The organism is Sphingobium sp. FW305-3-2-15-F-TSA7, assembly GCF_058787155.1.
On sequence record NZ_JBYSZM010000016.1, the window covers coordinates 45,360 to 67,118 of the forward strand.

The following is a 21,759-nucleotide window of genomic DNA, read 5'->3' on the forward strand; positions in this document are numbered from 1 at the left end:
TCAATAACGACTGAGCGTGACCGGCAGTTTCCTGTAGCCGTTGACGAAGCACGCCGGAACCCGCTCGGCCGGGCCGGAGACGTTCACCCGCATCCGCCGTTTCGCCATTTCCTCGAGCAGGATCGAAATCTGCAATTCGGCCAGCCGTGCGCCGACGCAGCGATGGATGCCGTATCCGAAGGAAAGATGACGCCGCGCATTCTCGCGATCGACCTTGAGCCGGTCGGCATCCTCGAACACGCTCTCATCGCGATTGCCCGAAATATACCAGAGCGCCAGCTTGTCGCCCTTGGCGATCCTGTGGCCGAACAACTCGCTATCCTCGGTCGCGGTGCGGCGCATATGCGCAAGCGGCGTCTGCCAGCGGATGATCTCCGATGTCGCATTGGGGATCAGGCCGGGATCCGCCTCCAGCTTGGCGCGCTCGTCGGGAAACCGGTCGAGACCGAATGCAAGGCCGGACATCGAGTTGCGCGTGGTGTCGTTGCCGCCGACGATCAACAGCACGAGATTGCCGATGAACTCGTTCTGTTCCATGTGGCTCATCGCTTCGGAATGCGCCATCATCGAGATCAGGTTCGGCTGCGGCGGCGCTGCCGCCTTCTCGGCCCAGAGCCTGGCGAAATAGCCCGCCATCTCGAACATGATGTCGAGCCGCTGCTTGCGCGTTTCCTCGTTATGGACCAGTTCGATATTGCCTGCCCAGTCGGACCAATAGGGCAGCAGCCGGCGATCTTCCCATGGGAAGTCGAACAGGATCGCGAGCATCTGCGTGGTCAGCTCGATCGAGACCGTATCGACCCAGTCGAACTCGCTATCCCAGGACAGCTCGTCGAGCAGGTCGCCGGTGCGATGGCGGATCGATTCGGCGAGCCGCGCGATCTCGCTCGGCGTGAAGGCGGGCGCGACGGTGCGGCGCTGCTCGGTATGTTTGGGCCGGTCCATCGCAATGAACATCGGCATCGCGAAATGCGCCGTCTCCTTCGGATCGGCGAGCGTGATCCCGCCATGTTCCCATGACGAGGAATAGAGTTCGGGCAGCGATTCGACGTGAACGATCGGCTTATAGGTCGAGATCGACCAATAGGGGCCAAAAGCGCTGCTCTCGCAGCGATGGATCGGCGCCTCCGCACGCAGCCGCCGGAACGGTTCCTGCCAGCGATGCTCGGTATAGAGTTCCGCGCGGCTGACATCGAGCGGGTCGGCAGTGTCGAGCGGCGTGGCGGGGGCAAGCGTAGCCATCGGCATTCTCCTGCATCGCGCCCATCGACGGCGCGTTGGGTTTCAGAATGCCACTATTTACACATGTGTCAACGAGTCGGAGACCGCATCGGCCACACCGCCGCCCCGTTCCCGCCCGAACAATCCCTTCAACCCGCCCGAGCCCGATTTGAGCACGCCGCGGCGGAACAGGCGCGCGGCCACGGTGATGGTGAGCGCCACCCAGAAAAGCTGCCAGGCCAGCGCGGCCAGATGCGGCCAGATGCGTGGATCGGCGGCGCCGCGCGCAGCCATGGCGAAGGGCGAACTGAGCGGGAAGATCTCGGCGAACGTTGCGACCATGCTGCCGGGCGAAGAGGCCGCGGCGGAGGACAGGCCGAACATGCCGACCTGGACGATGGTGATGGGCAACGACAGCATCTGGATCTCGCGCACCGTCGAGGCCTGTGCGCCGACCCCCAGGAACACCGCGCCGAGCAGCATATAGGCCATGGTGAAATAGGCCGCGCAGAGCAGGAAGAAGAGTGGAAAGCCGATCGCCGGAACCGATGTGGCGATCGACGCGCCATGGGGCAAATATTGCACCGCCCCACCCGCGATCACGCCCCAAAAGGCGATGAAACACAGCGCGACCCCGAACATGCCGATCAGCTTGCCGAGGAACACCGTTTCCAACGGCACCGCGGCCGCCAGGATCTCGATGACCTTGTTGCCCTTCTCCTCCGCCATCATGCCCACCGCCTGGCCGGCGAGCAGCAATGTCAGGAAGAAGATCACGAACACCGCACCAAAGCCGATGCTCTGCCGGCCGCTGCGGCTCGGTGCCTCACGCGTCACTGCCGAGATGACCGGGCGGCTCAGCCGCTCGCCGGCGGCAATGCCCGCACGATCGTTGCGCAGCGCCTGTTCGGCAAGTTCCGCGAGATAGGGCGCGGAGATTTCGCTGGTCGATGCGCGCAGGATCGTCGGATGGTCGAGCGGACCGTAAAGCACTGCATAGACGTCGGTATCCTTGTCCGCCATCAACGCGCGGGCCTGGGCATCCGGATCGGCCGAGGGCGGCAGGATACGAAGCTCAGCAGGCTTGTTTTCCGCCCGGTAAGAAGCGCGCAACGCGTCGTCTGCGGTGCGCAGCTTGGCGCCGTCGACGCCGGGCACGAGCGCGGCGATCGCCGCGCGCCCGGTGACGTTCGACGCCATCTCCGATGCACCGAGCCCGCCGACCACGGCGAAGCCGATCATGAACAGCGGTGCGAGCAGAAAGACGAGGAAGGTCGGCGTGGCGACCGTCGCGATGAAGTCGCGCCGCGCAATCACCACAGTCTGGCGGATCAGGCGCTTCACTCGACGTCTCCCGCATTCGCGCGGCCGACGATGCGGACAAAGGCATCGTGAAGCCCCGGCCGCTCGATCGACAGGCCGGCAATGCCGTGACCGCGCGCGATCAGCGTCTCCAGCAAGGGCTCTATCCCGCTGTCGGGCACAATGAAGCGCCAGCGATCGTCGCGATGCTCGGCATCGGCGGGCAGCAAAGCTGCCACCCCTTCGCTATCGTTGCGCGGCGTATAGGTCGCGCGCATCGGCAGCATCGCCCGCGCATCGTCGACGGTGCCCTCGAAACGCCTTTTGCCGCCTGCGATGATCGCCAGCCGATCGCAGAGCCGTTCGGCATGCGCCATGACATGGGTGGAGAAGAGCACCGTGGCCCCGCGCGCGCGCTCGGCGACGATCAGCGCTTCGAGCCGTTCCTGATTGACCGGGTCGAGCCCGGAAAACGGCTCGTCGAGTACGATCAGATCGGGCCGATGGACCAGCGAGCCGAGCAGCTGGACAAGCTGCGCCATACCCTTGGAGAGCTTGCGGATCTTTTCGTCCACCGCATGCCCCAGCCCGGCATTTTCGAGCAGCACCGCCGCACGCGCGCGCCCTTCCTTCCAATCGAGTCCGCGCAGCGCGCCCATGAACGCGATCGCCTCGCGTGCCTTCATCGCAGGATAGAGGCCACGCTCCTCTGGCAGGTAACCGACCCTGTCGCCCACCGCGCGCGGGTGCGGATTGCCGAAGATCGCGCGCGAACCGCTATCGGGTTCGATGATGCCGAGCAGCATGCGGAGCGTCGTCGTCTTGCCTGCCCCATTGGGCCCGAGCACGCCGTAGATCATGCCCTCGGGCACCGACAGGTCGACGCGGTCCACCGCGATGCGGCTGCCGAAATATTTGGTGAGCCCTGACGCGCGGACCGCCGGCTGATCGGCCATCAAATCTCCCTGGACGCGTGCCCGCCGATCCGGGACTCCGTCGCGTCGCCGACATAGTGGCGGATCGCGGCGCCGACCGCCAGCCCCGCCACCAGCAGCGTGCAGCCGCCGAACAGCCACCATTTGGCCTGAGTCGCCAACACCTTCGCCCCAATCACGCCGGTATCGCCCTGCAGCATCATCGCGATCAGCACATTCTCGGTCAGATCGACCAGGATCAGCGCCAGGCCGGGTAAGGCGACCAGCAGCTTGTGGCGATCGGCAAGGCGTGCCGAGAGATTGGCGAAGCCGCCGCCATAAGCGAGCGGGTAGATCACATCGAGCGTCAGCGTGATCCACAGATGCGTCGCGCGCTGATCCGCCGTCATCGCCGCCAGCCGCGACTCGTTCGCCGCGGGATCGGACAGCATGTCGAGCAGCGGGCCGCCGAGATGACCGCCGAAATAGCCGAACGCCATGCCCACCAATATCGCCAGGGCAAGAAGAAAGATCAGGAAGCGACCGCTTCCCAGATACGCAATATAGGCCTTCATCGTCCGTTTGTGTCCCCACACACATCCGTGATCGGGCGGATGACCCGGGTTGGTCTCGAACCTTCGACGCGTCTTATGCTAGCAAGCAGTTAGCTTATGATAAACAGCGACTTCTCATCTGCCCTGAAAAAGGAAGCAAATCGGATCGGTTTCGCCGCGTGCGGGATCGCGCGCGCCGACGCCGCGCCCGAAAGCGCGGCACGGCTTGCCCAGTGGCTGGCGGAGGGCCGGCATGGCGACATGATCTGGATGGAAAGCCGCGCGACCGAGCGGGCGCGGCCGCAGGGATTATGGCCGCAGGCGCAATCGGTGATCATGCTCGGGATGAGCTACGCCCCCGGCCTCGATCCGCTGCGGCTGGAGGATGAGGGCGGCATCGGCCGGATCTCGGTCTATGCCCAGGGCGGCGACTATCACGACGTGGTCAAACGCGCACTGAAGGAACTGGCGCGCTGGATCGTCGCGAATGCCGAGGTCGAGGACAACGCCACAGCGGACGTGAAAGTGTTCGTCGATACCGCGCCGGTGATGGAGAAGCCGCTGGCCGAGGCCGCCGGAATCGGCTGGCAGGGCAAGCACAGCAATCTCGTCAACCGCGCGCATGGCAGCTGGCTGTTCCTGGGTGCGATCTACACGACGCTGGTGCTGGCTCCCGACACACCGGGCGGCGGCCGCTGCGGATCGTGCGATGCCTGCCAGCGCGTCTGCCCGACCGATGCCTTTCCGGCGCCCTATCGCGTCGATGCGCGGCGCTGCATCTCTTACCTCACCATCGAGCATAAAGGGCCGATTCCCGAGGAATTCCGCGCCAAGCTCGGCAATCGCATCTATGGCTGCGACGACTGCCTGGCGGTCTGCCCCTGGAACAAGTTCGCCGCGACGGCGGCGGCGAATCGTGCCTTTCTGCCGCGCGCCGAACTCGCCGCGCCCGCGCTTGCCGATCTGCTCGCGCTCGACGATGCCGGATTTCGCCAGGTCTTTGCCGGCTCCCCGATCAAGCGGATCGGGCGTAGCCGCATGGTGCGCAACGCCGCGATCGCGGCGGGCAATAGCGGCGATCCGGCCCTGCTCGCCCGCTTGACGCCGCTGATGACGGACGAGGATGAGGTGGTGGCCGAAGCCGCGCGCTGGGCGGTCGACAGCCTCGAGGCTCAGCGACGCACGAACGACGCGACGCAGGAAGCGCGATCGATGTCCGAGCCGTCGAGCTGCCGCGCATCGACATAGGTCACCACCGGCTCCTGACCGTTACGGCGCGCATAGAGATAGGTATCGAGCACGCAGACGCCGCTGCCGAACTGGAGCTTGCGGGCATTGGCCTCGCGCACGTCCTGGTCGGGCTTGCCGAACATGCTGGTTAGCGATTTCGCGGTCTGCCCCATCACGCGTTCGAGCCCGGCGACCGGAATCGGGACGGGACGCGATGGCGGCGGTACGGGGGCTGCCACCGGCCGCACCGGCGCGGCGCCACATCCCGCGAGCAGCGCCAACGCAGCGCCACACGCCCAGCGGGCTATCGTCATTCTTTCCTCCCGTGAAACAGATGCGTCGCCATCGCCGCACCCAGGATCGGCGCCAGCAGGCCGACGACAGGAACCACGAACAGCCCGGTGACGACAAGCCCCAGTATGAAGCGGCTTGCACGCGTCGTCCCGAGCCAGCCCCGGACCGCCGCCGGGTCCATGTGCCGGACGGCGACCATCTCCCCCAGATCGCGTCCGAGCAGCAGCGCGTTGACCGCCGCGAACAACGCCACGGTGCCGATGCCCGTGACCAGCAGGGCGAGATAGAGCGGCAATGCCGCCAGGTTGAACAGCAGCGCACGCCCGGCCGAGGCGAGCCCCATCCGTAGCGATCGCGCGACCGATATGGGGCGAACCCCGGCCAGTGCATCCGGATAATGGCGGCGCTCGACCGCCTCGACCACGGCGTCGGCGAACAGGCCGATCACCGCGATCGCGACGACGCGGAACAGCAGCCAGGCGGAGATGACCGCGATCAGCGCGGCGCCGGCGGCCGCCGCGAAACCGCCGTCCACGCCCCACCCCCATGATGCGGCGAGGCTGCTCGCCCCCCACCAAAGCGCCACGCCGAGCAGCGCGAAGATCGCCAATGTGACGAAAAGGGTTTTCCCCAGGACTTTCAGGATCGGCGGATCGCCGAGCTGGCCGAGCGAAGACAGGAAAGCGCGAAGCATCGGCATGGGATGCGGCATCGTGCCCGGCCCCGTCAACGTGTGTCCCGTCAACGTGCGGTTGCACCGTCCCCCCTCCCCCACTAGACGCCGGAAAATATACGCATCGCGCAGGAGTTTCCGAATTGAGCCAGCCCAGCCATGATATCGTCGCCATCGGCAATGCGATCGTCGACGTGATCGCCCGCGCCGACGATGCCTTCATCGCGCAGGAAGGCCTGGCCAAGGGCTCGATGCAATTGCTCTTCACCACCGAAGAGGCCGAGGCGCTTTATGCCAAGATGGGCGCCGGCCTGGAAGCGAGCGGCGGATCGGCGGCGAACACCGTCGCCGGGCTCGCCGCACTCGGCCGCAAATGCGGCTTTATCGGCCAGGTCGCCCCCGATCAGCTCGGCGCGGTGTTCGCGCACGACATCCGCGCGCAAGGCGTTTCCTTCACCACCGAGGTCCGCGCCGAGGCCGAACCGCCGACGGCGCGCTGCCTGATCCTGGTGACACCCGACGGCCAGCGCACGATGAACACGTTTCTGGGGGCTTCGCAGTTCCTGCCGGCGGCGGCGCTCGACGAGGCGCTGATCGCCGATGCGGCGATCCTCTATCTCGAAGGCTATCTCTGGGATCCCGCGGAACCCCGCGCCGCGATGCGCAAGGCGATCGCGATCGCGCGCGGCGCTGGCCGCAAGGTGGCGTTCACTTTGTCCGACACCTTCTGCATCTCGCGCCATCGCGCCGATTTCGTGAAGCTGATCGAGGATGGCGATATCGACATCCTGTTCGCCAATGAAGCCGAGATCACCGCGCTGACCGAGCTCGACGATTTCGAGGCAGCGGTGGCCAAGGCGAGCGCCAGCGTGCCGCTGCTGGTGGTGACGCGCAGCGAAAAAGGCGCGATCGCGATCAAGGACGGCGCGCGCTTCGCGGCGCCGGCCGAACCGATCGATGCCGTCGTGGACACGACCGGCGCGGGCGACCTGTTCGCCGCCGGCTTCCTGGCCGGGCAGGCCGAGGGCCGCTCGGTCGAGGACAGCCTGACCATGGGCGCGATCTGCGCTGCCGAGATCATCTCGCATTACGGCGCGCGGCCGGAAGCGGATCTCAGGGAGCTGATGACGAAGCGCTTCGCCTGACGCCGTCGTAATTCGACACATCGCGAAGACAAAAAAAGGGGAGGCCGAGGCCTCCCCTTTTCTTTGATTGCTCAAGCCCGATCAGAGCTTGGGCCCGATCAGAGCTTGGGAACCGGCGGCACCGGCTGCGGCGGCGCGTCGGCATCGGTTTCATGCACTTCGTCATGGCCCAGGCCGACATGGCTCCGGCGACGACCGTAGAGGAAATAGACGACGAGGCCGATCGCCGCCCAGCCGAGGAACATCAGCTTGGTTTCGTGACCGAGGCTGATGAACAGATAGACGCAGCCCGCCACCGCGATCGGCGCGGTGACCATGACGGCAGGCGTCCGGAAGGGACGGCGGCGGTCGGGATCGGTCCGGCGCAGGATCAGCACCGCGATCGACACCGCGGCAAAGGCGAACAAGGTGCCGCTGTTCGAGATATCTGCCAGCTTGCCGACCGGGAAGAAGGCCGCGAACAATGCGACGAAGATGCCGGTCAGGATGGTGATGACGTGCGGGGTGTGGAACTTCGGATGGATCTTCGAGAAGACCGGCGGCAGCAGGCCGTCACGGCTCATGACGAAGAAGATGCGGGTCTGGCCGTACATCATCATCAGAATGACCGAGGGCAGCGCCAGGCCGGCCGCGAGGCCGATCAGGTTGCCGATCTGCGGCCAGCCGATTTCACGCATCGTCCAGGCCAGGGCTTCCTTGGAGCAAACCACCGCTTCGCCGCCCGTGCTCGCGGCATGGGCAACGCAGGCCTTGGCCAGCTCGAGGCTGCCCGGGGGCAGTGCGGCGCCATCGGGGCCGAGCAGAGGCTGGGCACCGACGCTGCCGATGACGCCGGCGGCGACCAGCAGGTAGAAGATCGTGCAGATGGCGAGCGAACCGATCAGGCCGATCGGCATGTTGCGCTGTGGATTCTTGGTTTCCTCGGCGGCGGTCGAAACCGCGTCGAAGCCGACATAGGCGAAGAAGATCGAGGCCGCGGCCGCCGAGACGCCGGCAAAGCCGAGCGGCGAGAAGGGCGTGAAATTCTCCATATTCATCGCGGGCACCGCCAGGACGATGAACAGCGTCAGCGCGGCGACCTTGATCGCGACCAGGATCGCGTTGACGAACGCGCTTTCCTTGGTGCCGATCACCAGCAGCCAGGTGACGAGACCCGCGATCGCCATCGCCGGCAGATTGACGATGCCGCCATCATAGGGACCGCGCACCAGCATGTCCGGTATGTCTATGGAAAAGGCATTTTCCAGCAGTCCGACCACATAGCCGGACCATCCGACCGACACCGCGCCGGCCGCGACGGCATATTCGAGGATCAGCGCCCAGCCGACCATCCAGGCGATCAACTCGCCCATCACCGCATAGCTGTAGGTATAGGCCGAGCCCGAGACCGGCACCATCGCCGCCATTTCGGCATAGCAGAGCGCGGCGACCGCGCAGACCACGCCGGCGATGACGAAGGCGAGCATCATGCCCGGCCCCGCCTTTTGCGCGGCTTCGGCCGTCAGCACGAAGATTCCGGTGCCGATCACGGCGCCGATGCCGAGCATCGTCAACTGGAAGGCACCGAGAGAGCGCGTCAGCGCCTTTTTCTCGGCGGTGGCCAGAATTGCATCGAGTGACTTGATGCGCCCAAATATCATCAATGATTCCCCCGCGCTTTTCCAAGCGCTTCCCTGGTGTTTGTGTTGGCGGCGGAGCCTAGTGGCTAATGGCCCGAGCGCAATAGTCTATCTCGCGATCATCGGCCCTAACGGTTTGCCCGCGAAGATATGGATGTGCAGATGCGGGATTTCCTGCCCGCCATCCATGCCGATATTGGCCAGCAGCCGATATCCGGGCTCGACCAGACCCGCCTCGCGCGCGACATGGCCGACCGCGCGGATGAAACCGGCGATCTCCGCATCCGGTGCATTGGTCGAGAAATCGTCCCAGGACACATAGGCGCCCTTCGGAATCACCAGGATATGGTGCGGCGCCTGCGGATTGATGTCGTGAAAGGCGAGCGCATGATCGTCTTCATAGACGGTGCGGTTCGGAATCTCGCCGCGCAGGATCTTCGCGAAGATATTCTGGTCGTCATAGGGCCGGGTGGCATCGATCGGCATGTTCGCTCCTCGGTTCAGTCCTTCGGTCTCGCCGCTTTCTCGGCCAGCCCTGAAACGCCTTCGCGCCGATCGAGTTCGGCGAAGACATCGGCGAAGGACAGGTCGAAATCGGCAAGCAGCACCGAAAGATGGAAAATCAGATCCGCCGCTTCGGACGTGACCGCGGCGCGATCGCCCGCGATCGCCGCGATCACGGTCTCCACGGCTTCCTCGCCCAGCTTCTGCGCCATCTTGGCGCGGCCCTTCGCGGTCAGCTTCGCGACATAGGACGTATCGGGATCGGCGCCGCGCCGCGCGCGGATCACTGCCTCAAGCCTGTCGATCGCGTCGCTCATGAGCGTGCGTCTGCCGCGACGGGCGCATCGTGTAAAGGTGCGCGGACGGGAATGCCGGCGGCGGCGAGCGCGGCATGCGCTTCCGCGATGCTGTGCTGGCCGAAATGGAAGATCGAGGCGGCAAGCACCGCGCTGGCATGGCCCTCGACGATCCCGGCGACGAGATGGTCGAGCCCGCCGACACCGCCGCTCGCGATCACCGGCACCGTCACCGCATCGGCGATGGCGCGGGTGAGCGCGAGATCATAGCCGTCGCGCGTGCCGTCACGGTCCATCGAGGTGACGAGCAGTTCGCCGGCGCCGAGCCCGGCGAGGCGGATGGCATGTTCGAGCGCGTCGATGCCGGTTTCGCGCCGGCCGCCATGGGTGAAGATCTCCCACCGTCCGGGCGCCACGTTGCGCGCATCGACCGATGCGACGACGCACTGGCTGCCGAAACGGTCGGCCATGTCGGCGACGAGTTCCGGCCGGGCGACGGCCGCGCTGTTGACCGCGACCTTGTCCGCGCCCGCCAGCAGCAATGCGCGCGCATCCTCCGGACTGCGGACGCCGCCGCCGACGGTCAGCGGCATGAAACAGACCTCGGCCGTGCGGCGAACCATGTCGAGCAAGGTGCCGCGCCCTTCATGGCTGGCCGAGATATCGAGAAAGCAGAGTTCGTCGGCGCCCGCCGCATCATAGGCGCGCGCCGCCTCGACCGGATCGCCCGCGTCGCGCAGGTCGACGAAATTGACGCCCTTCACCACGCGGCCGTTCGCCACATCGAGACAGGGGATGACGCGCGCGCGGACCGTCATTGGCGCTTCACACCCGCGCGACCGACAGCGCGGCCGCCAGGTCGAGCCGCCCGTCATACAGCGCGCGTCCGGTGATCACGCCCTCGATCCCGTCCTTGGCATGGATGGCGAGCATCCGGATATCGGCAATGCCGGCAACGCCGCCGCTCGCGATCACCGGGATGCTGCAGCTGCGCGCCAGATCGACGGTCGCCTCGACATTGCAGCCCTTGAGCAGTCCGTCGCGGCCGACATCGGTGAACAGCAGCGCGGCCACACCGGCATCTTCGAACCGGCGGGCCATGTCGACCACCGAAACGGTCGAGACATCGGCCCAACCCTTGGTGGCGACCATGCCGTCGCGCGCATCGACCGCAACGACGATGCCGCCCGGGAAATCCCTTGCAGCCGCGCGCACGAGATCCGGATTGTCGAGCGCGGCGGTGCCGATCACGATCCGCGCGACGCCCAGGCCGAACCAGCGCTCGATCGCGGCGCGGTCGCGGATGCCGCCGCCGAGCTGAACGTATCCCGGGAAGCGCTCGACGATCGCCTTCACCGCTTCGCCATTGACCGACTGCCCGGCGAACGCCCCGTCGAGATCGACGACATGAAGATGCTCGGCCCCCGCCTCGGCGAACAGCATCGCCTGCGCGGCGGGATCGTCACCATAGATGGTGGCGCGATCCATATCGCCTTCGGCGAGACGGACGACCTGGCCGCCCTTCAGGTCGATGGCGGGGAAAACGATCAGGCTCATGGTTTCCAGTCCAGAAAGCGTTCGAGGAATTGGAGCCCGTAGCGCTGGCTCTTTTCGGGGTGGAACTGGACGCCGATCATCGTGTCGCGACCGATCGCCGCGGTCACCGGGCCGCCATGATCGGTCAGCGCCAGCACGTCCGTGCCTTCGAAAGCGAAACCGTGGAGGAAATAGGCCTCGCCGGCTTCGAGCAGGCTGTGCTCGACCACCGGCGTCACGCTGTTCCAGCCCATATGCGGCACCTTGAGCGCCGAATCGGCGGGGTCGAGCGCGACGACCCGGCCCTTGATCCAGCCCAGCCCCTCATGCCCGCCCAGTTCCTCGCCGCGATCCGCCATCAACTGCATGCCGACACAGATGCCAAGAAACGGCCGTCCGGCACCGCGCACCACTTCGTCGAGCACATCGCGCATGCCAGGCACCGCATTCAACGCCGACGCACAGGCGGCATAGGCCCCGACGCCGGGCAACACGATCCGGTCCGCGGAGCGCACGACCGCCGGATCGGCGGTGACCACGACGCCTTGTGCGCCCGCGGCCTTCAGCGCGTTGTGGACGGAATGGAGATTGCCCGCGCCATAATCGATCAGCGCGACGGTTTCAGCCACCGGTACCCGAGCCCCCAAGCGTGCCCTTGGTCGAGGGAATCGCATCGGCCTTGCGCGGATCGATCTCGACCGCCTGACGCAGCGCGCGCGCGAGCGCCTTAAACGCGCTTTCGATGATGTGATGGTTGTTGCGCCCGTAGAGATTCTCGACGTGCAGCGTGATTCCGGCGGCGCCCGAAAAGGCGTGGAACCAGTGTTCGAACAATTCGGTGTCCATCTCGCCCAGCCGGGGCTGGCTGAACGCCGCTTTCCACACCAGGAACGGACGGCCGGAAATGTCGATCGCGGCGCGCGTCAGCGTCTCGTCCATCGGCGCATAGGCAGTGCCGTAGCGCGTGATGCCGCGGCGATCGCCGAGCGCCTGGCTCACCGCCTCGCCGATCGCGATCCCCGAATCCTCGGTGGTGTGATGCTGGTCGACATGCAGGTCGCCCGCGATCTTCACATCGAGATCGATCAGCGAATGCCGGGAAAGCTGTTCCAGCATGTGATCGAGGAAGCCGATCCCGGTCGAGACCGTGTAGACGCCGGTGCCGTCGAGATTGACGGTGACGTCGATCTCGGTTTCCTTGGTCTTGCGGGCTATGGTCGCTGTGCGCATGATGCGCCCCTATAGCGCGCCGGAATGCTGGCGCAATCACTTGACCAGCCGCGCGTCTGCGTTCACCACGGCGCGATGAGCGACGACACGCCCGATAGCCTGATTCCCTATGACGAGATCGTGCAGGAAGCACTGCGCGCGGTCGTCGGCCGCGTATTGGGCGAAGTCGAGCGCTCGGGCGGCCTGCCCGGCCAGCATCATTTCTACATCACCTTCAAGACCGGCGCGCCGGGTGTCGATATTCCCCGGCACCTGACCGAGCGATTCCCCGACGAAATGACCATCGTCCTGCAGAATCGCTTCTGGGACCTGAAGGTCGCCGAAGACGGTTTCGAAGTGGCGCTCAGCTTCAACCAGGTCGCCTCGCACCTGGTCATCCCGTTCGCCGCGGTCACCGGCTTCCACGATCCCGCGGTCAATTTCGCGCTTCAGTTCCAGGCGCAGGGTGACGAAGGCGGAGATGCCGAACACGAAGCGGAGAATGACCGCCCCGTCGCCGTGCCGGTCGAGGACGGTTCGAACGTCGTGACCGTCGATTTCGGACGCAAGAAATAATCGCACGCGTCGGCCCATTCGGGCTGGCATAACCCGTTCTCCCGCGCCATTTGCCTCTCCTGAAACCATGACGGAGGATGGCATGAACGCCACGCGCACCGAAACCGACAGCATCGGGGCTATCGAGGTTCCGGCCGAGGCCTATTGGGGCGCGCAGACGCAGCGATCGATCGAGAATTTCCCGTTCGGTGAGACCGAGCGGATGCCGATCGGCATCGTCCATGCGCTGGCGCTGGTGAAGCAGGCAGCGGCGCGCGTGAACCGCGCGCATGGCCTTCCGCACGAAATCGCCGACGCGATCGAGACTGCGGCCGCCGAAGTTGTCGCAGGCGAGCATGACGACCAGTTCCCGCTCGTCATCTGGCAGACGGGTTCGGGCACCCAGTCCAACATGAACGTCAATGAAGTGATCGCCGGACGCGCGAACGAGTTGCTTGCCGGTACGCGGGGCGGCAAGTCGCCCGTCCACCCCAATGATCATGTCAATATGGGCCAATCGTCGAACGACAGCTTCCCGACCGCGCTCCACATCGCGGCGGCGCGCGCCGCGACGGGCGCGCTGATGCCCGCGCTGGAACGGTTGCGCGGCGCGCTCGATAAAAAAGCGAAGGACTGGGATCATATCGTCAAGATCGGCCGCACCCATTTGCAGGATGCGACGCCGCTGACGCTCGGCCAGGAATTTTCCGGCTATGCCAATCAGCTCTATCGCTGCCGCAACCGGATCGAACCCGCGGTGAACCACGGCATGTGCCAGCTCGCCCAAGGCGGCACCGCGGTCGGCACCGGGCTCAATGCGCCGGCGGGTTTCGGTGAGGCAATCGCCGCCGAGCTGGCGACGCTGACCGGCCTGCCCTTCTTCACCGCCGAGAACAAGTTCGAGGCGCTGGCGTCCAACGACCCGATCGTCCATCTCTCCGGCACGCTTTCGACGCTAGCGGTCGCGCTGACCAAGATCGCCAACGATATCCGTCTGCTCGGATCGGGGCCTCGGTCTGGCATCGGCGAATTGATCCTGCCCGCAAACGAGCCCGGCAGCTCGATCATGCCCGGCAAGGTCAATCCCACCCAGTGCGAGATGCTGACGATGGTCGCGGCGCAGGTGATCGGCAATCACCAGGCGATCACGGTGGGCGGACTGCAGGGTCATCTCGAGCTCAATGTGTTCAAGCCGATGATCGGCGCCAATGCGCTGCGTTCGATCCATCTGCTCGCGGTCGGCATGGAGAGCTTCGCCGAACGCACCGTCGACGGGATGGAAGCCGACGAGACAAGAATCGCCGAACTGGTCGACCGATCGCTGATGCTGGTGACCGCGCTGGCGCCCGAGATCGGTTACGACAATGCCGCGAAGATCGCCAAGCATGCGCATGAGCACGGATTGACCCTCAAACAGGCTGGGCTGGCGCTCGAGCTGGTCGACGAGCCGACCTTCGACAGGCTGGTCCGGCCGGAGACGATGATCGGGCGGTAAGAAAATCCCCCCTCCCGCTTGCGGGAGGGGAAAATAGGATCACCGCACCGTCATCAGATGCACGCCCGATTCGGCCTGCTCGAACACGCACCGGCGCCCCAGGAAACGCTCGATGATGTCCGCCGCAGTCAGCGCATGCTGGCTCGGCTTGACGGTGCTGAAGCTGCAGCCACCCGCCAGCGCGAAGGGCAGCAGCAACTGATCCGCCAGATAGGGGCCGGCAAAGGCGTCGCTTGCCAGATAGCCCTTCATCCGCGCCGCCGCAGTCTTGGCGACCGTTTCGGCCGAGACGCCGAGCTTGCCGAAGCCGCTGACGATCTCCGTCACATGCTCGAAACCGGCTTCGAGCAGCAGGATGTTGCCCGGCCCATGCTCGGCGGGAAGCTCGCGTACCACAAAGACCTCTTCCGACCAGTTGAGCAGCTTGCGCGTGATCGCGATCTCGCGCTGGGCGATCTCGAACGGCAGCGCTGCGAACACCGCGGTCGCCGCGCGATGCAGCGATGCGCCGCGCGTGACGCAATCGATCGGCGATAGCGGCGCCGGTGCGATCTCCACCTCGATCCGCCCGCCGCCGCGCGGGTAGAAGCCGTGCCGCACCAGCCGCGCCTCGATACGCGGGCCCATGCGGTTGACGATCGGCAAGAAGCTGCGCGTGATGAAATCGAACGGCGGCGCCAGCATATTGTGCGTGCCACCCTCGAGCACGAGCCGCGACGGCCCGTCCGCCAGCATCAGCGGCGGCAGGATCGTCTGGAGCACCAGCCCGGTGCTGCCGGCGGTGCCGACCGAGAAACGATAGTCGCCCGGCGAAACGCGGCCGGGGCGGAAGACGACTTCCGACGCGCCGACCGCCAGCCCTTCGCATTCGGCGTTGCCGAGCGCACAGGCCGCTTCGATCGCGGTGACGTGCTGGCGCATCAGGCCGGGCTTCTCGCGCCCGCCGCGCACATTGACGATGCGGAACGGCTGGCCGGTGACGAGCGACAGCGCGCACGCATTGCGCACCACCTGCCCGCCGCCTTCGCCCTCCGATCCATCGATGATGATCATTTTCTGTTTTCCAAATGATAGTTGAGGTCGTGCATCCACCAGAACATCCAGTAATCGGCTTTGCGATCATCCGACGTACGGATGCCGAAATCACCGCCCCCCTTTTCGACGCAAGCGAACGCCGCAGACAATTTGTGCATCCGTCGACCGCCCACCGTCATGTGCAGCATCCCATCCTCCGGTGAGAGGCCGAAACCGTCGAAAGCGGGCGAGTATGAGATCCGCAGTTTCTCGAAGCATGGCTCGATCTTTCGGCCGGCGTTCGGCACGTTCAGTACGGCGTCAGTGACGGGCGCAAGCGTCAGCGTCCGAAAACACTCCTCACCGCCGGACATGCGATCCAGAAGCCCCCTTATCGAGCGGCACCCCGCCGGATCCGCAGACAAATGCCAGCCGCGCCAGTTTCGCCCAGGATCGGCGTAATGCCATATGCACAGCCGCCCGTCCTGGCGCCATTCGTTGACCCAGTTCCTCATGAGAACGGGAAGGATGTGCGCGAAGGGATCACCCCTTCACGCACACCACCTGCTTCAGCGTATGGACGATCTCGACCAGATCGGCCTGCGCGGCCATCACGGCTTCGATCGGCTTGTACGCGCGCGGCGTCTCGTCGATCACGCCTTCGTCCTTGCGGCATTCCACCCCGGCCGTGTCGGCGATGTGCTCGGCGAGCGACACCTCCTTCTTGGCCTGGGTGCGCGACATCACGCGCCCAGCGCCGTGGCTGCAGCTGTCGAACGATTCGGCATTGCCCAGCCCGCGCACGATGAACGATTTCGCGCCCATCGATCCCGGGATGATGCCCATCACACCCTTGGCCGCACGCACCGCGCCCTTGCGGGTGACCAGCACATTCTCACCGAAGTGATTCTCACGCTGGACGTAGTTGTGGTGGCAATTCACCGCTTCCAGCTCGGCATCGAACGGCTTGGCGATCTGCTTGCGGAGCGCACGGATGACGTTGGTCATCATCATCCGCCGGTTGAGCGCCGCATAATCCTGCGCCCAGCCGACCGCCTCGACATAGTCGTCGAAATGATCGGTCCCCTCGGGAAAATAGGCGAGGTCCTGATCGGGCAGGTTGATGTGCCATTTGCGCATGTCCTGCTTCGCCAGTTCGATGAAGAAGCTGCCGATCGCGTTGCCGACGCCGCGCGATCCCGAATGCAGCATCACCCAGACGCGCTGTTCCTCGTCGAGGCACAGCTCGATGAAGTGATTGCCGGTCCCCAGCGTGCCGAGATGCACGAGATTGTTCGTGTTCTTCAGCCGTGGATATTTGTCGGTGATCCGATCGAAGCGGGCGACGAGCGGCGCCCAGGCCTCGACGATCGCCGGGGGCGGATCGCCCCACGAACCCGAGTCCCGCTTGCCGCGCCCGACCGATCGGCCGTGCGGCACTGCCTGCTCGATCGCCGAACGGATGGCTTCCAGAGTGTCCGGAAGGTCGCTCGCGACCAGCGAGGTCCGCGCCGCCATCATGCCGCAGCCGATATCGACGCCCACCGCCGCGGGAACCACCGCACCCTTGGTCGGAATCACCGAGCCGACGGTGGCGCCGATCCCGACATGCACGTCCGGCATCGCCGCGACATGCTTGAAGATGAACGGCATCTGCGCCGCGCGCGAAAGCTGCGCGCGCGCCTTGTCGTCGACGGGGACGCCGCGCGTCCACATCTTGATCGGCACGCCGCCCTCGACATGCTGGTAATCATACATCGTCTCGGTCATCGCGACCTCCCTGGATTTTCTATCAATAGCGCCTCAACGCGGCGACAACGGGATGACGGGACGGCTCCGGCTTATGGGGCTGGCGAGGGAATCGAACCCTCCATCCCAATGGAGTCCCGTCAGGCATTCGCCGCGCTTCGGTTGTTGCCGGCGACGAGTGATGGCGAGACATTTCCCTGAGCTATCCGGTTTCCCGGAGGCGGAGTTGAACCGCCGACCTCCCGCCTGAGCGGGCGCTCTGACCCTGTAGTCCCGCCGGCATTCGCCAGCCTGATTTCATTTCGATCGAACATCGGCGACGAAGTGATGACGAAACATAGGCCCGAGTCCTGATCCCTCTAGACGACGCGCCAATCGGCTTTCGCCGCGCTGGCACGGCCGGATTCGAACCGGCGTCACGAGCGTCCCGTGTAGTTCCGTCGGCATTCGCCGATTTTCGATCACATCCGGCGACCAGATGTTTGACGGACAGTCCCTGCTCTACCGCTGAGCTACGCGCCGGCTGACCGGCGCGGCGGGATTCGAACCCGCGACCTGGGGATTAAGAGTCCATGTAGTCCGTCAGGCATTCGCCCTGATGCAAATTCGTTCACGGCGACGAGTTGGTCGTGAAACAGCCTCATGCTCTATCCATTGAGCTACGGGCTTGCGCCCGGCCGGATTCGAACCGGCAACACTGAAGTCCATGTAGTTCCACTGGCATTCGCCGTGATGTCGACCGGGTCGTGGCGACGAGTTTCAGCGAGACGGCGGTCCTTAAGCTACGTTCCAGCGGCGGGATTCGAACCCGCATCTCCCGTGACCGCATCGCTGCTTTCCCGGGCGCTTTACTCGTCGGACCTGTCTTCTGGTGGATGTAGTCCCGCCAGCATTCGCCACGACCCTGTTGATCAAACCTCCACTTGCCTGATGATGTCGACCCAGTCGCGCGTCTCGCCGGAGACGAAGCGTGCGATCGTATCGAACACCGCGTCGGAGAAACCCCCGACATTCATGATATCGGCGCGGCCCTTCGCCTGGGTCGTGCCATAAGGCTGTATATCGACGCAGACGAGCTTGGCCGCCGGGTTACGGCGCTTCAGCACGCTCCACTCGCGCATCGTCGCGGTGGCGCCGTGACGGCTGGCATCGACCCAGGACTCATTGTCCGAGACGATCATGACCAGATCCACAGCCGCCTTCTCCGCATTGAGCATCGCCAGCGGCGCCGAGACATTGGTCCCGCCCCCACCGATCGCCGCCAGCTTCGCCGCATTGACGGCGACGCGGGCATGCGGCGCGAGCGTCAGCGGCACGACGGCCTCTTCGAACGGGATCACCCGCGTCTGGCGGTTGGTCCGCAGCATCGCCGCCGCGACCAATGCCGCGACATCGATGCACCGCACCTTGGACGAAGCGCCCTTGCGGTAACCCGTCGCCGGCGAACCCATCGACCCCGACACGTCGGGACAGACAACGACCCGGCCCGGCACCTTGGGCACGCAACGGAGCGAAAGCTCCAGTGCATCCTCCAGCGCCGCCTGGACCTTGAGCGGCACGCCCGCATCGACCTGTCCCAGCGCCACCATCAGCTGATAGGGCATGGGCCGGACCTTGCGGAGCGCATCGCCGTTCGACAGTCGCTCGGCGACCAATTCGGTCACGCCATCGACACCGAACGCACCCTTGCGGGCCAGCGTGTTGAGATTCATCCGCAGCGCCTGCCAACCCATCCGCCCGGCCAGCTCGCCCCATTGCTCCGCACTCAGCGGAAAGGCGGTGAGCCATTCGAACGGCACCGACGGCAGGGGAAGCGACGAATCGCGCTTCCACACCTCGAACGCAGCGATCTCGACGGGCAGCGCGGCGACGTCATAGGGTCGACCGATCAGCCAGCCGTAAAATGCCTTGCGCGCGGCGTCAGCCGGCTTGGGGTGAACCATCTTGACGATATCGGCGAGCGACGGATCGTTGCCGGTGGCCGCCGCCATCAGGTCGCGCATCGACGCCTGCTCCAGCCAGCGCTGGACAAGCCGCTTCGGACGCGAGCCCAGCGAGGTGCGGCCGACCTGGCCCGAACGCATGATCTGCACGAAGCTGCGCAGCATGCGGCCATTGTCGATGACGCGCCCGAAGACACGGACCGAGAGATCGGGATCCGCGACCGTCAGATAGGCGGCCAGCACGGCCGGCATATCCTTCATCACACCCGCGGTGCGGGCATGGACCGCCGCCTGCGCGACGAACCAGGGATCGACCGCACGCGCCGCGTCGAGCACATCGGCGAGCTGGCCATCGGCCCGCCCGTAGAAATTGTCGGCCAGCGTGCCGGTTGCCGCAAGCTGGGCAAGCTTCGCCTCGGGCCCATAGGCATAGGCGGGCGCACCCTGGCGGTTCACGGCATCCGCGCGCGGCAGAAGCATCGCGACGGCGGAAGCGAAAAGGCTCTTATTGGCCATGGGCATCTTCCTTGTTCTTGGGGGCGGCCGGCTGATTCCGGCCCCCCCTTCGGCTCCACTGTCGGCACCCGCATAACGCGCCGTCCGACATGCCCTTCATCAGCACATGCCGTGCCAGTTCGATCGGCGCCGCCGAAAATTTCCTATATCGAGCTGATATATAATGATATTTATCCGATTACCGACGGATCATGTGAAATGGCGCCGATCAATCATGGCGGAATTTCATATCGCAACAGCTATCATTTTATCCTACAGGATAGATATGAGACCGCTCGTCGTTATCGGATTCCTGGGATCGACGCTCGATGCGAGCAAGTTCGGCCCGTCGCGCTGGAACAGATGGCGCCCCTCGGTCGGGCTCGCCATGCACGAGGATCTGCGCGTCGATCGTTTCATCCTGCTGCACGGGGAGCGTCATGACCGGCTGGCCGCATATATCGCGGAAGATATCGCTGCGGTTTCACCCGAAACGACGGTCGATCGGCGCCTGCTGAGCTTCGACGATCCCTGGGATTTCGAGGAGGTCTACGGCAAGCTGCTCGACTTCGCGCGCGCCGAGCCGTTCGATCCCGACAGCGAAGATTATCTGATCCACATCACCACCGGCACGCATGTCGCGCAGATCTGCCTGTTCCTGCTGACCGAGGCGCGGTACCTGCCCGGACGACTGCTCCAGACCCAGCCGAAGCGCGGCGCACCGACCGGGGCGCCGGGCAGCTGGAACGTGATCGACCTCGATTTGTCGCGCTATGACAGCATCGCGACGCGCTTCGCGGCGGCGAGCGCGGAAAGCACGTCCTTCCTGAAATCGGGCATCGACACGCGCAATGCCGGCTTCAACCGGATGATCGACGAGATCGAGCAGGTCGCGATCCGGTCGCGCGCACCGATCCTGCTGATGGGGCCGACGGGTGCCGGCAAGAGCCAGCTCGCGCGCCGCATCTACGAGCTGAAGCGGCTCAAGCATCAGGTGAAGGGCCCGTTCGTCGAAGTGAACTGCGCAACGCTGAAGGGCGACGGCGCGATGTCCGCTCTGTTCGGCCATCGCCGCGGCGCCTTTACCGGCGCCGCAGCCGACCGGCCGGGCCTGTTGCGCACCGCCGATACCGGCACCCTGTTCCTCGACGAGATCGGCGAACTCGGGCTGGACGAGCAGGCGATGATCCTGCGCGCGATCGAGGACAAGCGCTTCCTGCCGGTCGGCGCCGACAAGGAAGTCGGCAGTGATTTCCAGCTGATCGTGGGCACCAACCGCGATCTGGCGCAGGCAGTGGCCGAAGGGCGATTCCGCGACGATCTGTTCGCGCGGCTCAACCTGTGGACCTTCACCTTGCCCGGCCTTGCCGAGCGGCGCGAGGATATCGCGCCCAATCTCGATTATGAGCTCGATCGCCATGCCGAACGCGAAGGCGAACGCGTCACCTTCAATCGCGAGGCGCGCGAACGCTATCTTGCCTTCGCGACTGGGGCCGAAGCGCGCTGGCCCGGCAATTTCCGCGATCTCGCCGCCAGCATCACGCGCATGGCGACCTTCTCGCCCAAGGGGCGGATCGACATGGACTGCGTCGACATCGAGATCGCGCGGCTGAAGCGGCTCTGGTCGCCGGGCACGCAGGCGATCGACGATCTCGACGCATTGCTGATGCCCGACCAGATCGCGGCGCTCGATCCGTTCGACCGCGTCCAGCTCGCCCATGTCGTCGAGATCTGCCGGCGCAGCCGTTCGCTGTCAGAAGCCGGCCGCGCGCTGTTCGCGGCGTCGCGGTCGCGGCGGACATCGGCCAACGATGCCGACCGGCTGCGCAAATATCTCGCCCGCTTCGACCTGTCCTGGCAGCAACTGGTCGATTGAGAAACACACGGAAACGCGTCACCTCGGCGGCAGAATGCCCCGTGCGTGCGATTCACCGCCTTCACACCCTTTCCACCCCCGAAACCCCCTGCTAAAGCCCGCCCGACTCCCGCATTTGCGGGCTTTCTCACAACC

Annotated in this window: 22 protein-coding genes and 1 tRNA gene; 5 read left to right on the forward strand and 18 right to left on the reverse strand. The window is 65.5% G+C overall.

The window, feature by feature from the left end; translation table 11 throughout:
- The 4 genes from AC3WN8_RS14360 to AC3WN8_RS14375 are packed head-to-tail and all read right to left on the reverse strand — an operon-like array spanning nt 1 to nt 4,012.
- Nucleotides 1-1,242, reverse strand: coding sequence for a cytochrome P450 (locus AC3WN8_RS14360; protein ID WP_492670125.1), 1,242 nt, complete (start codon nt 1,240-1,242; stop codon nt 1-3).
- A gap of 57 nt (nt 1,243-1,299) precedes the next feature.
- Nucleotides 1,300-2,565: an ABC transporter permease gene (locus tag AC3WN8_RS14365; RefSeq protein ID WP_492670126.1), complete on the reverse strand. Its 1,266-nt coding sequence runs from the start codon at nt 2,563-2,565 to the stop codon at nt 1,300-1,302.
- The gene (locus AC3WN8_RS14370) at nt 2,562-3,479 is read right to left on the reverse strand and encodes an ABC transporter ATP-binding protein (protein WP_492670127.1); all 918 of its coding nucleotides are present in this window, start codon (nt 3,477-3,479) and stop codon (nt 2,562-2,564) included. The genes AC3WN8_RS14365 and AC3WN8_RS14370 overlap by 4 nt, the downstream gene beginning before the upstream one ends.
- Nucleotides 3,479-4,012 carry a hypothetical protein gene (locus AC3WN8_RS14375; protein WP_492670128.1) on the reverse strand — a complete coding sequence of 178 codons (534 nt, stop codon included), beginning with the start codon at nt 4,010-4,012 and terminating at the stop codon, nt 3,479-3,481. The genes AC3WN8_RS14370 and AC3WN8_RS14375 overlap by 1 nt, the downstream gene beginning before the upstream one ends.
- A gap of 96 nt (nt 4,013-4,108) precedes the next feature.
- On the opposite strand from AC3WN8_RS14375, the gene queG reads away from it, so the two are divergent.
- Nucleotides 4,109-5,239: a tRNA epoxyqueuosine(34) reductase QueG gene (gene queG / locus AC3WN8_RS14380; RefSeq protein ID WP_492670129.1), complete on the forward strand. Its 1,131-nt coding sequence runs from the start codon at nt 4,109-4,111 to the stop codon at nt 5,237-5,239.
- On the opposite strand, the gene AC3WN8_RS14385 is transcribed toward queG, so the two are convergent.
- Together AC3WN8_RS14385 and AC3WN8_RS14390 are read right to left on the reverse strand one after the other, a co-directional pair.
- Complete coding sequence (locus AC3WN8_RS14385) at nt 5,164-5,535, reverse strand: hypothetical protein (protein WP_492670130.1); 372 nt, start codon at nt 5,533-5,535, stop codon at nt 5,164-5,166. The genes queG and AC3WN8_RS14385 overlap by 76 nt on opposite strands.
- Nucleotides 5,532-6,209, reverse strand: coding sequence for an EI24 domain-containing protein (locus tag AC3WN8_RS14390; RefSeq protein WP_492670209.1), 678 nt, complete (start codon nt 6,207-6,209; stop codon nt 5,532-5,534). Before AC3WN8_RS14390 ends, AC3WN8_RS14385 begins: the two co-directional genes overlap by 4 nt.
- Before the next feature lie 122 nt (nt 6,210-6,331).
- On the opposite strand from AC3WN8_RS14390, the gene AC3WN8_RS14395 reads away from it, so the two are divergent.
- Complete coding sequence (locus AC3WN8_RS14395; protein ID WP_492670131.1) at nt 6,332-7,333, forward strand: adenosine kinase; 1,002 nt, start codon at nt 6,332-6,334, stop codon at nt 7,331-7,333.
- 98 nt (nt 7,334-7,431) lie between these two features.
- Here AC3WN8_RS14395 and AC3WN8_RS14400 read toward each other — a convergent pair whose 3' ends face one another.
- The 7 genes from AC3WN8_RS14400 to hisB form a co-directional block, all read right to left on the reverse strand.
- The gene (locus AC3WN8_RS14400; protein WP_492670132.1) at nt 7,432-8,973 is read right to left on the reverse strand and encodes an amino acid permease; all 1,542 of its coding nucleotides are present in this window, start codon (nt 8,971-8,973) and stop codon (nt 7,432-7,434) included.
- A gap of 87 nt (nt 8,974-9,060) precedes the next feature.
- A complete protein-coding gene (locus tag AC3WN8_RS14405) occupies nt 9,061-9,438 on the reverse strand; it encodes a histidine triad nucleotide-binding protein (protein ID WP_492670133.1) in 378 nt (125 codons plus the stop codon).
- A 14-nt stretch (nt 9,439-9,452) separates the two neighbouring features.
- The gene (locus AC3WN8_RS14410; protein ID WP_492670134.1) at nt 9,453-9,773 is read right to left on the reverse strand and encodes a phosphoribosyl-ATP diphosphatase; all 321 of its coding nucleotides are present in this window, start codon (nt 9,771-9,773) and stop codon (nt 9,453-9,455) included.
- On the reverse strand, nt 9,770-10,570 hold the full coding sequence (gene hisF, locus AC3WN8_RS14415) for an imidazole glycerol phosphate synthase subunit HisF (RefSeq protein WP_492670135.1): 801 nt from the start codon (nt 10,568-10,570) through the stop codon (nt 9,770-9,772). Before hisF ends, AC3WN8_RS14410 begins: the two co-directional genes overlap by 4 nt.
- 7 nt (nt 10,571-10,577) lie before the next feature.
- Nucleotides 10,578-11,309 carry a 1-(5-phosphoribosyl)-5-[(5-phosphoribosylamino)methylideneamino]imidazole-4-carboxamide isomerase gene (gene hisA / locus AC3WN8_RS14420; protein WP_492670136.1) on the reverse strand — a complete coding sequence of 244 codons (732 nt, stop codon included), beginning with the start codon at nt 11,307-11,309 and terminating at the stop codon, nt 10,578-10,580.
- On the reverse strand, nt 11,306-11,917 hold the full coding sequence (gene hisH / locus AC3WN8_RS14425) for an imidazole glycerol phosphate synthase subunit HisH (RefSeq protein ID WP_492670137.1): 612 nt from the start codon (nt 11,915-11,917) through the stop codon (nt 11,306-11,308). The genes hisA and hisH overlap by 4 nt, the downstream gene beginning before the upstream one ends.
- Complete coding sequence (gene hisB, locus AC3WN8_RS14430) at nt 11,910-12,518, reverse strand: imidazoleglycerol-phosphate dehydratase HisB (protein WP_492670138.1); 609 nt, start codon at nt 12,516-12,518, stop codon at nt 11,910-11,912. Before hisB ends, hisH begins: the two co-directional genes overlap by 8 nt.
- A 75-nt stretch (nt 12,519-12,593) precedes the next feature.
- On the opposite strand from hisB, the gene AC3WN8_RS14435 reads away from it, so the two are divergent.
- Complete coding sequence (locus AC3WN8_RS14435) at nt 12,594-13,073, forward strand: SspB family protein (RefSeq protein ID WP_492670139.1); 480 nt, start codon at nt 12,594-12,596, stop codon at nt 13,071-13,073.
- A gap of 82 nt (nt 13,074-13,155) precedes the next feature.
- The gene (fumC, locus tag AC3WN8_RS14440) at nt 13,156-14,547 is read left to right on the forward strand and encodes a class II fumarate hydratase (protein ID WP_492670140.1); all 1,392 of its coding nucleotides are present in this window, start codon (nt 13,156-13,158) and stop codon (nt 14,545-14,547) included.
- Nucleotides 14,548-14,586: 39 nt separating this feature from the next.
- Here the strand turns inward: fumC and rtcA are convergent, their stop codons facing one another.
- The 5 genes from rtcA to AC3WN8_RS14465 form a co-directional block, all read right to left on the reverse strand.
- Entirely contained in the window at nt 14,587-15,600 is a 1,014-nt protein-coding gene (gene rtcA / locus AC3WN8_RS14445) for an RNA 3'-terminal phosphate cyclase (RefSeq protein WP_492670141.1), read from the reverse strand.
- The gene (locus AC3WN8_RS14450; protein WP_492670142.1) at nt 15,597-15,935 is read right to left on the reverse strand and encodes a hypothetical protein; all 339 of its coding nucleotides are present in this window, start codon (nt 15,933-15,935) and stop codon (nt 15,597-15,599) included. Before AC3WN8_RS14450 ends, rtcA begins: the two co-directional genes overlap by 4 nt.
- A 169-nt stretch (nt 15,936-16,104) precedes the next feature.
- Nucleotides 16,105-17,331 carry an RtcB family protein gene (locus AC3WN8_RS14455; protein WP_492670143.1) on the reverse strand — a complete coding sequence of 409 codons (1,227 nt, stop codon included), beginning with the start codon at nt 17,329-17,331 and terminating at the stop codon, nt 16,105-16,107.
- 369 nt (nt 17,332-17,700) lie between these two features.
- Nucleotides 17,701-17,832: transfer RNA gene (locus AC3WN8_RS14460), tRNA-OTHER, on the reverse strand.
- 389 nt (nt 17,833-18,221) lie between these two features.
- The gene (locus AC3WN8_RS14465; RefSeq protein ID WP_492670144.1) at nt 18,222-19,769 is read right to left on the reverse strand and encodes a vWA domain-containing protein; all 1,548 of its coding nucleotides are present in this window, start codon (nt 19,767-19,769) and stop codon (nt 18,222-18,224) included.
- Between the two features lie 265 nt (nt 19,770-20,034).
- On the opposite strand from AC3WN8_RS14465, the gene rtcR reads away from it, so the two are divergent.
- Complete coding sequence (gene rtcR, locus AC3WN8_RS14470) at nt 20,035-21,624, forward strand: RNA repair transcriptional activator RtcR (protein ID WP_492670145.1); 1,590 nt, start codon at nt 20,035-20,037, stop codon at nt 21,622-21,624.
- Nucleotides 21,625-21,759: the final 135 nt, after the last annotated feature.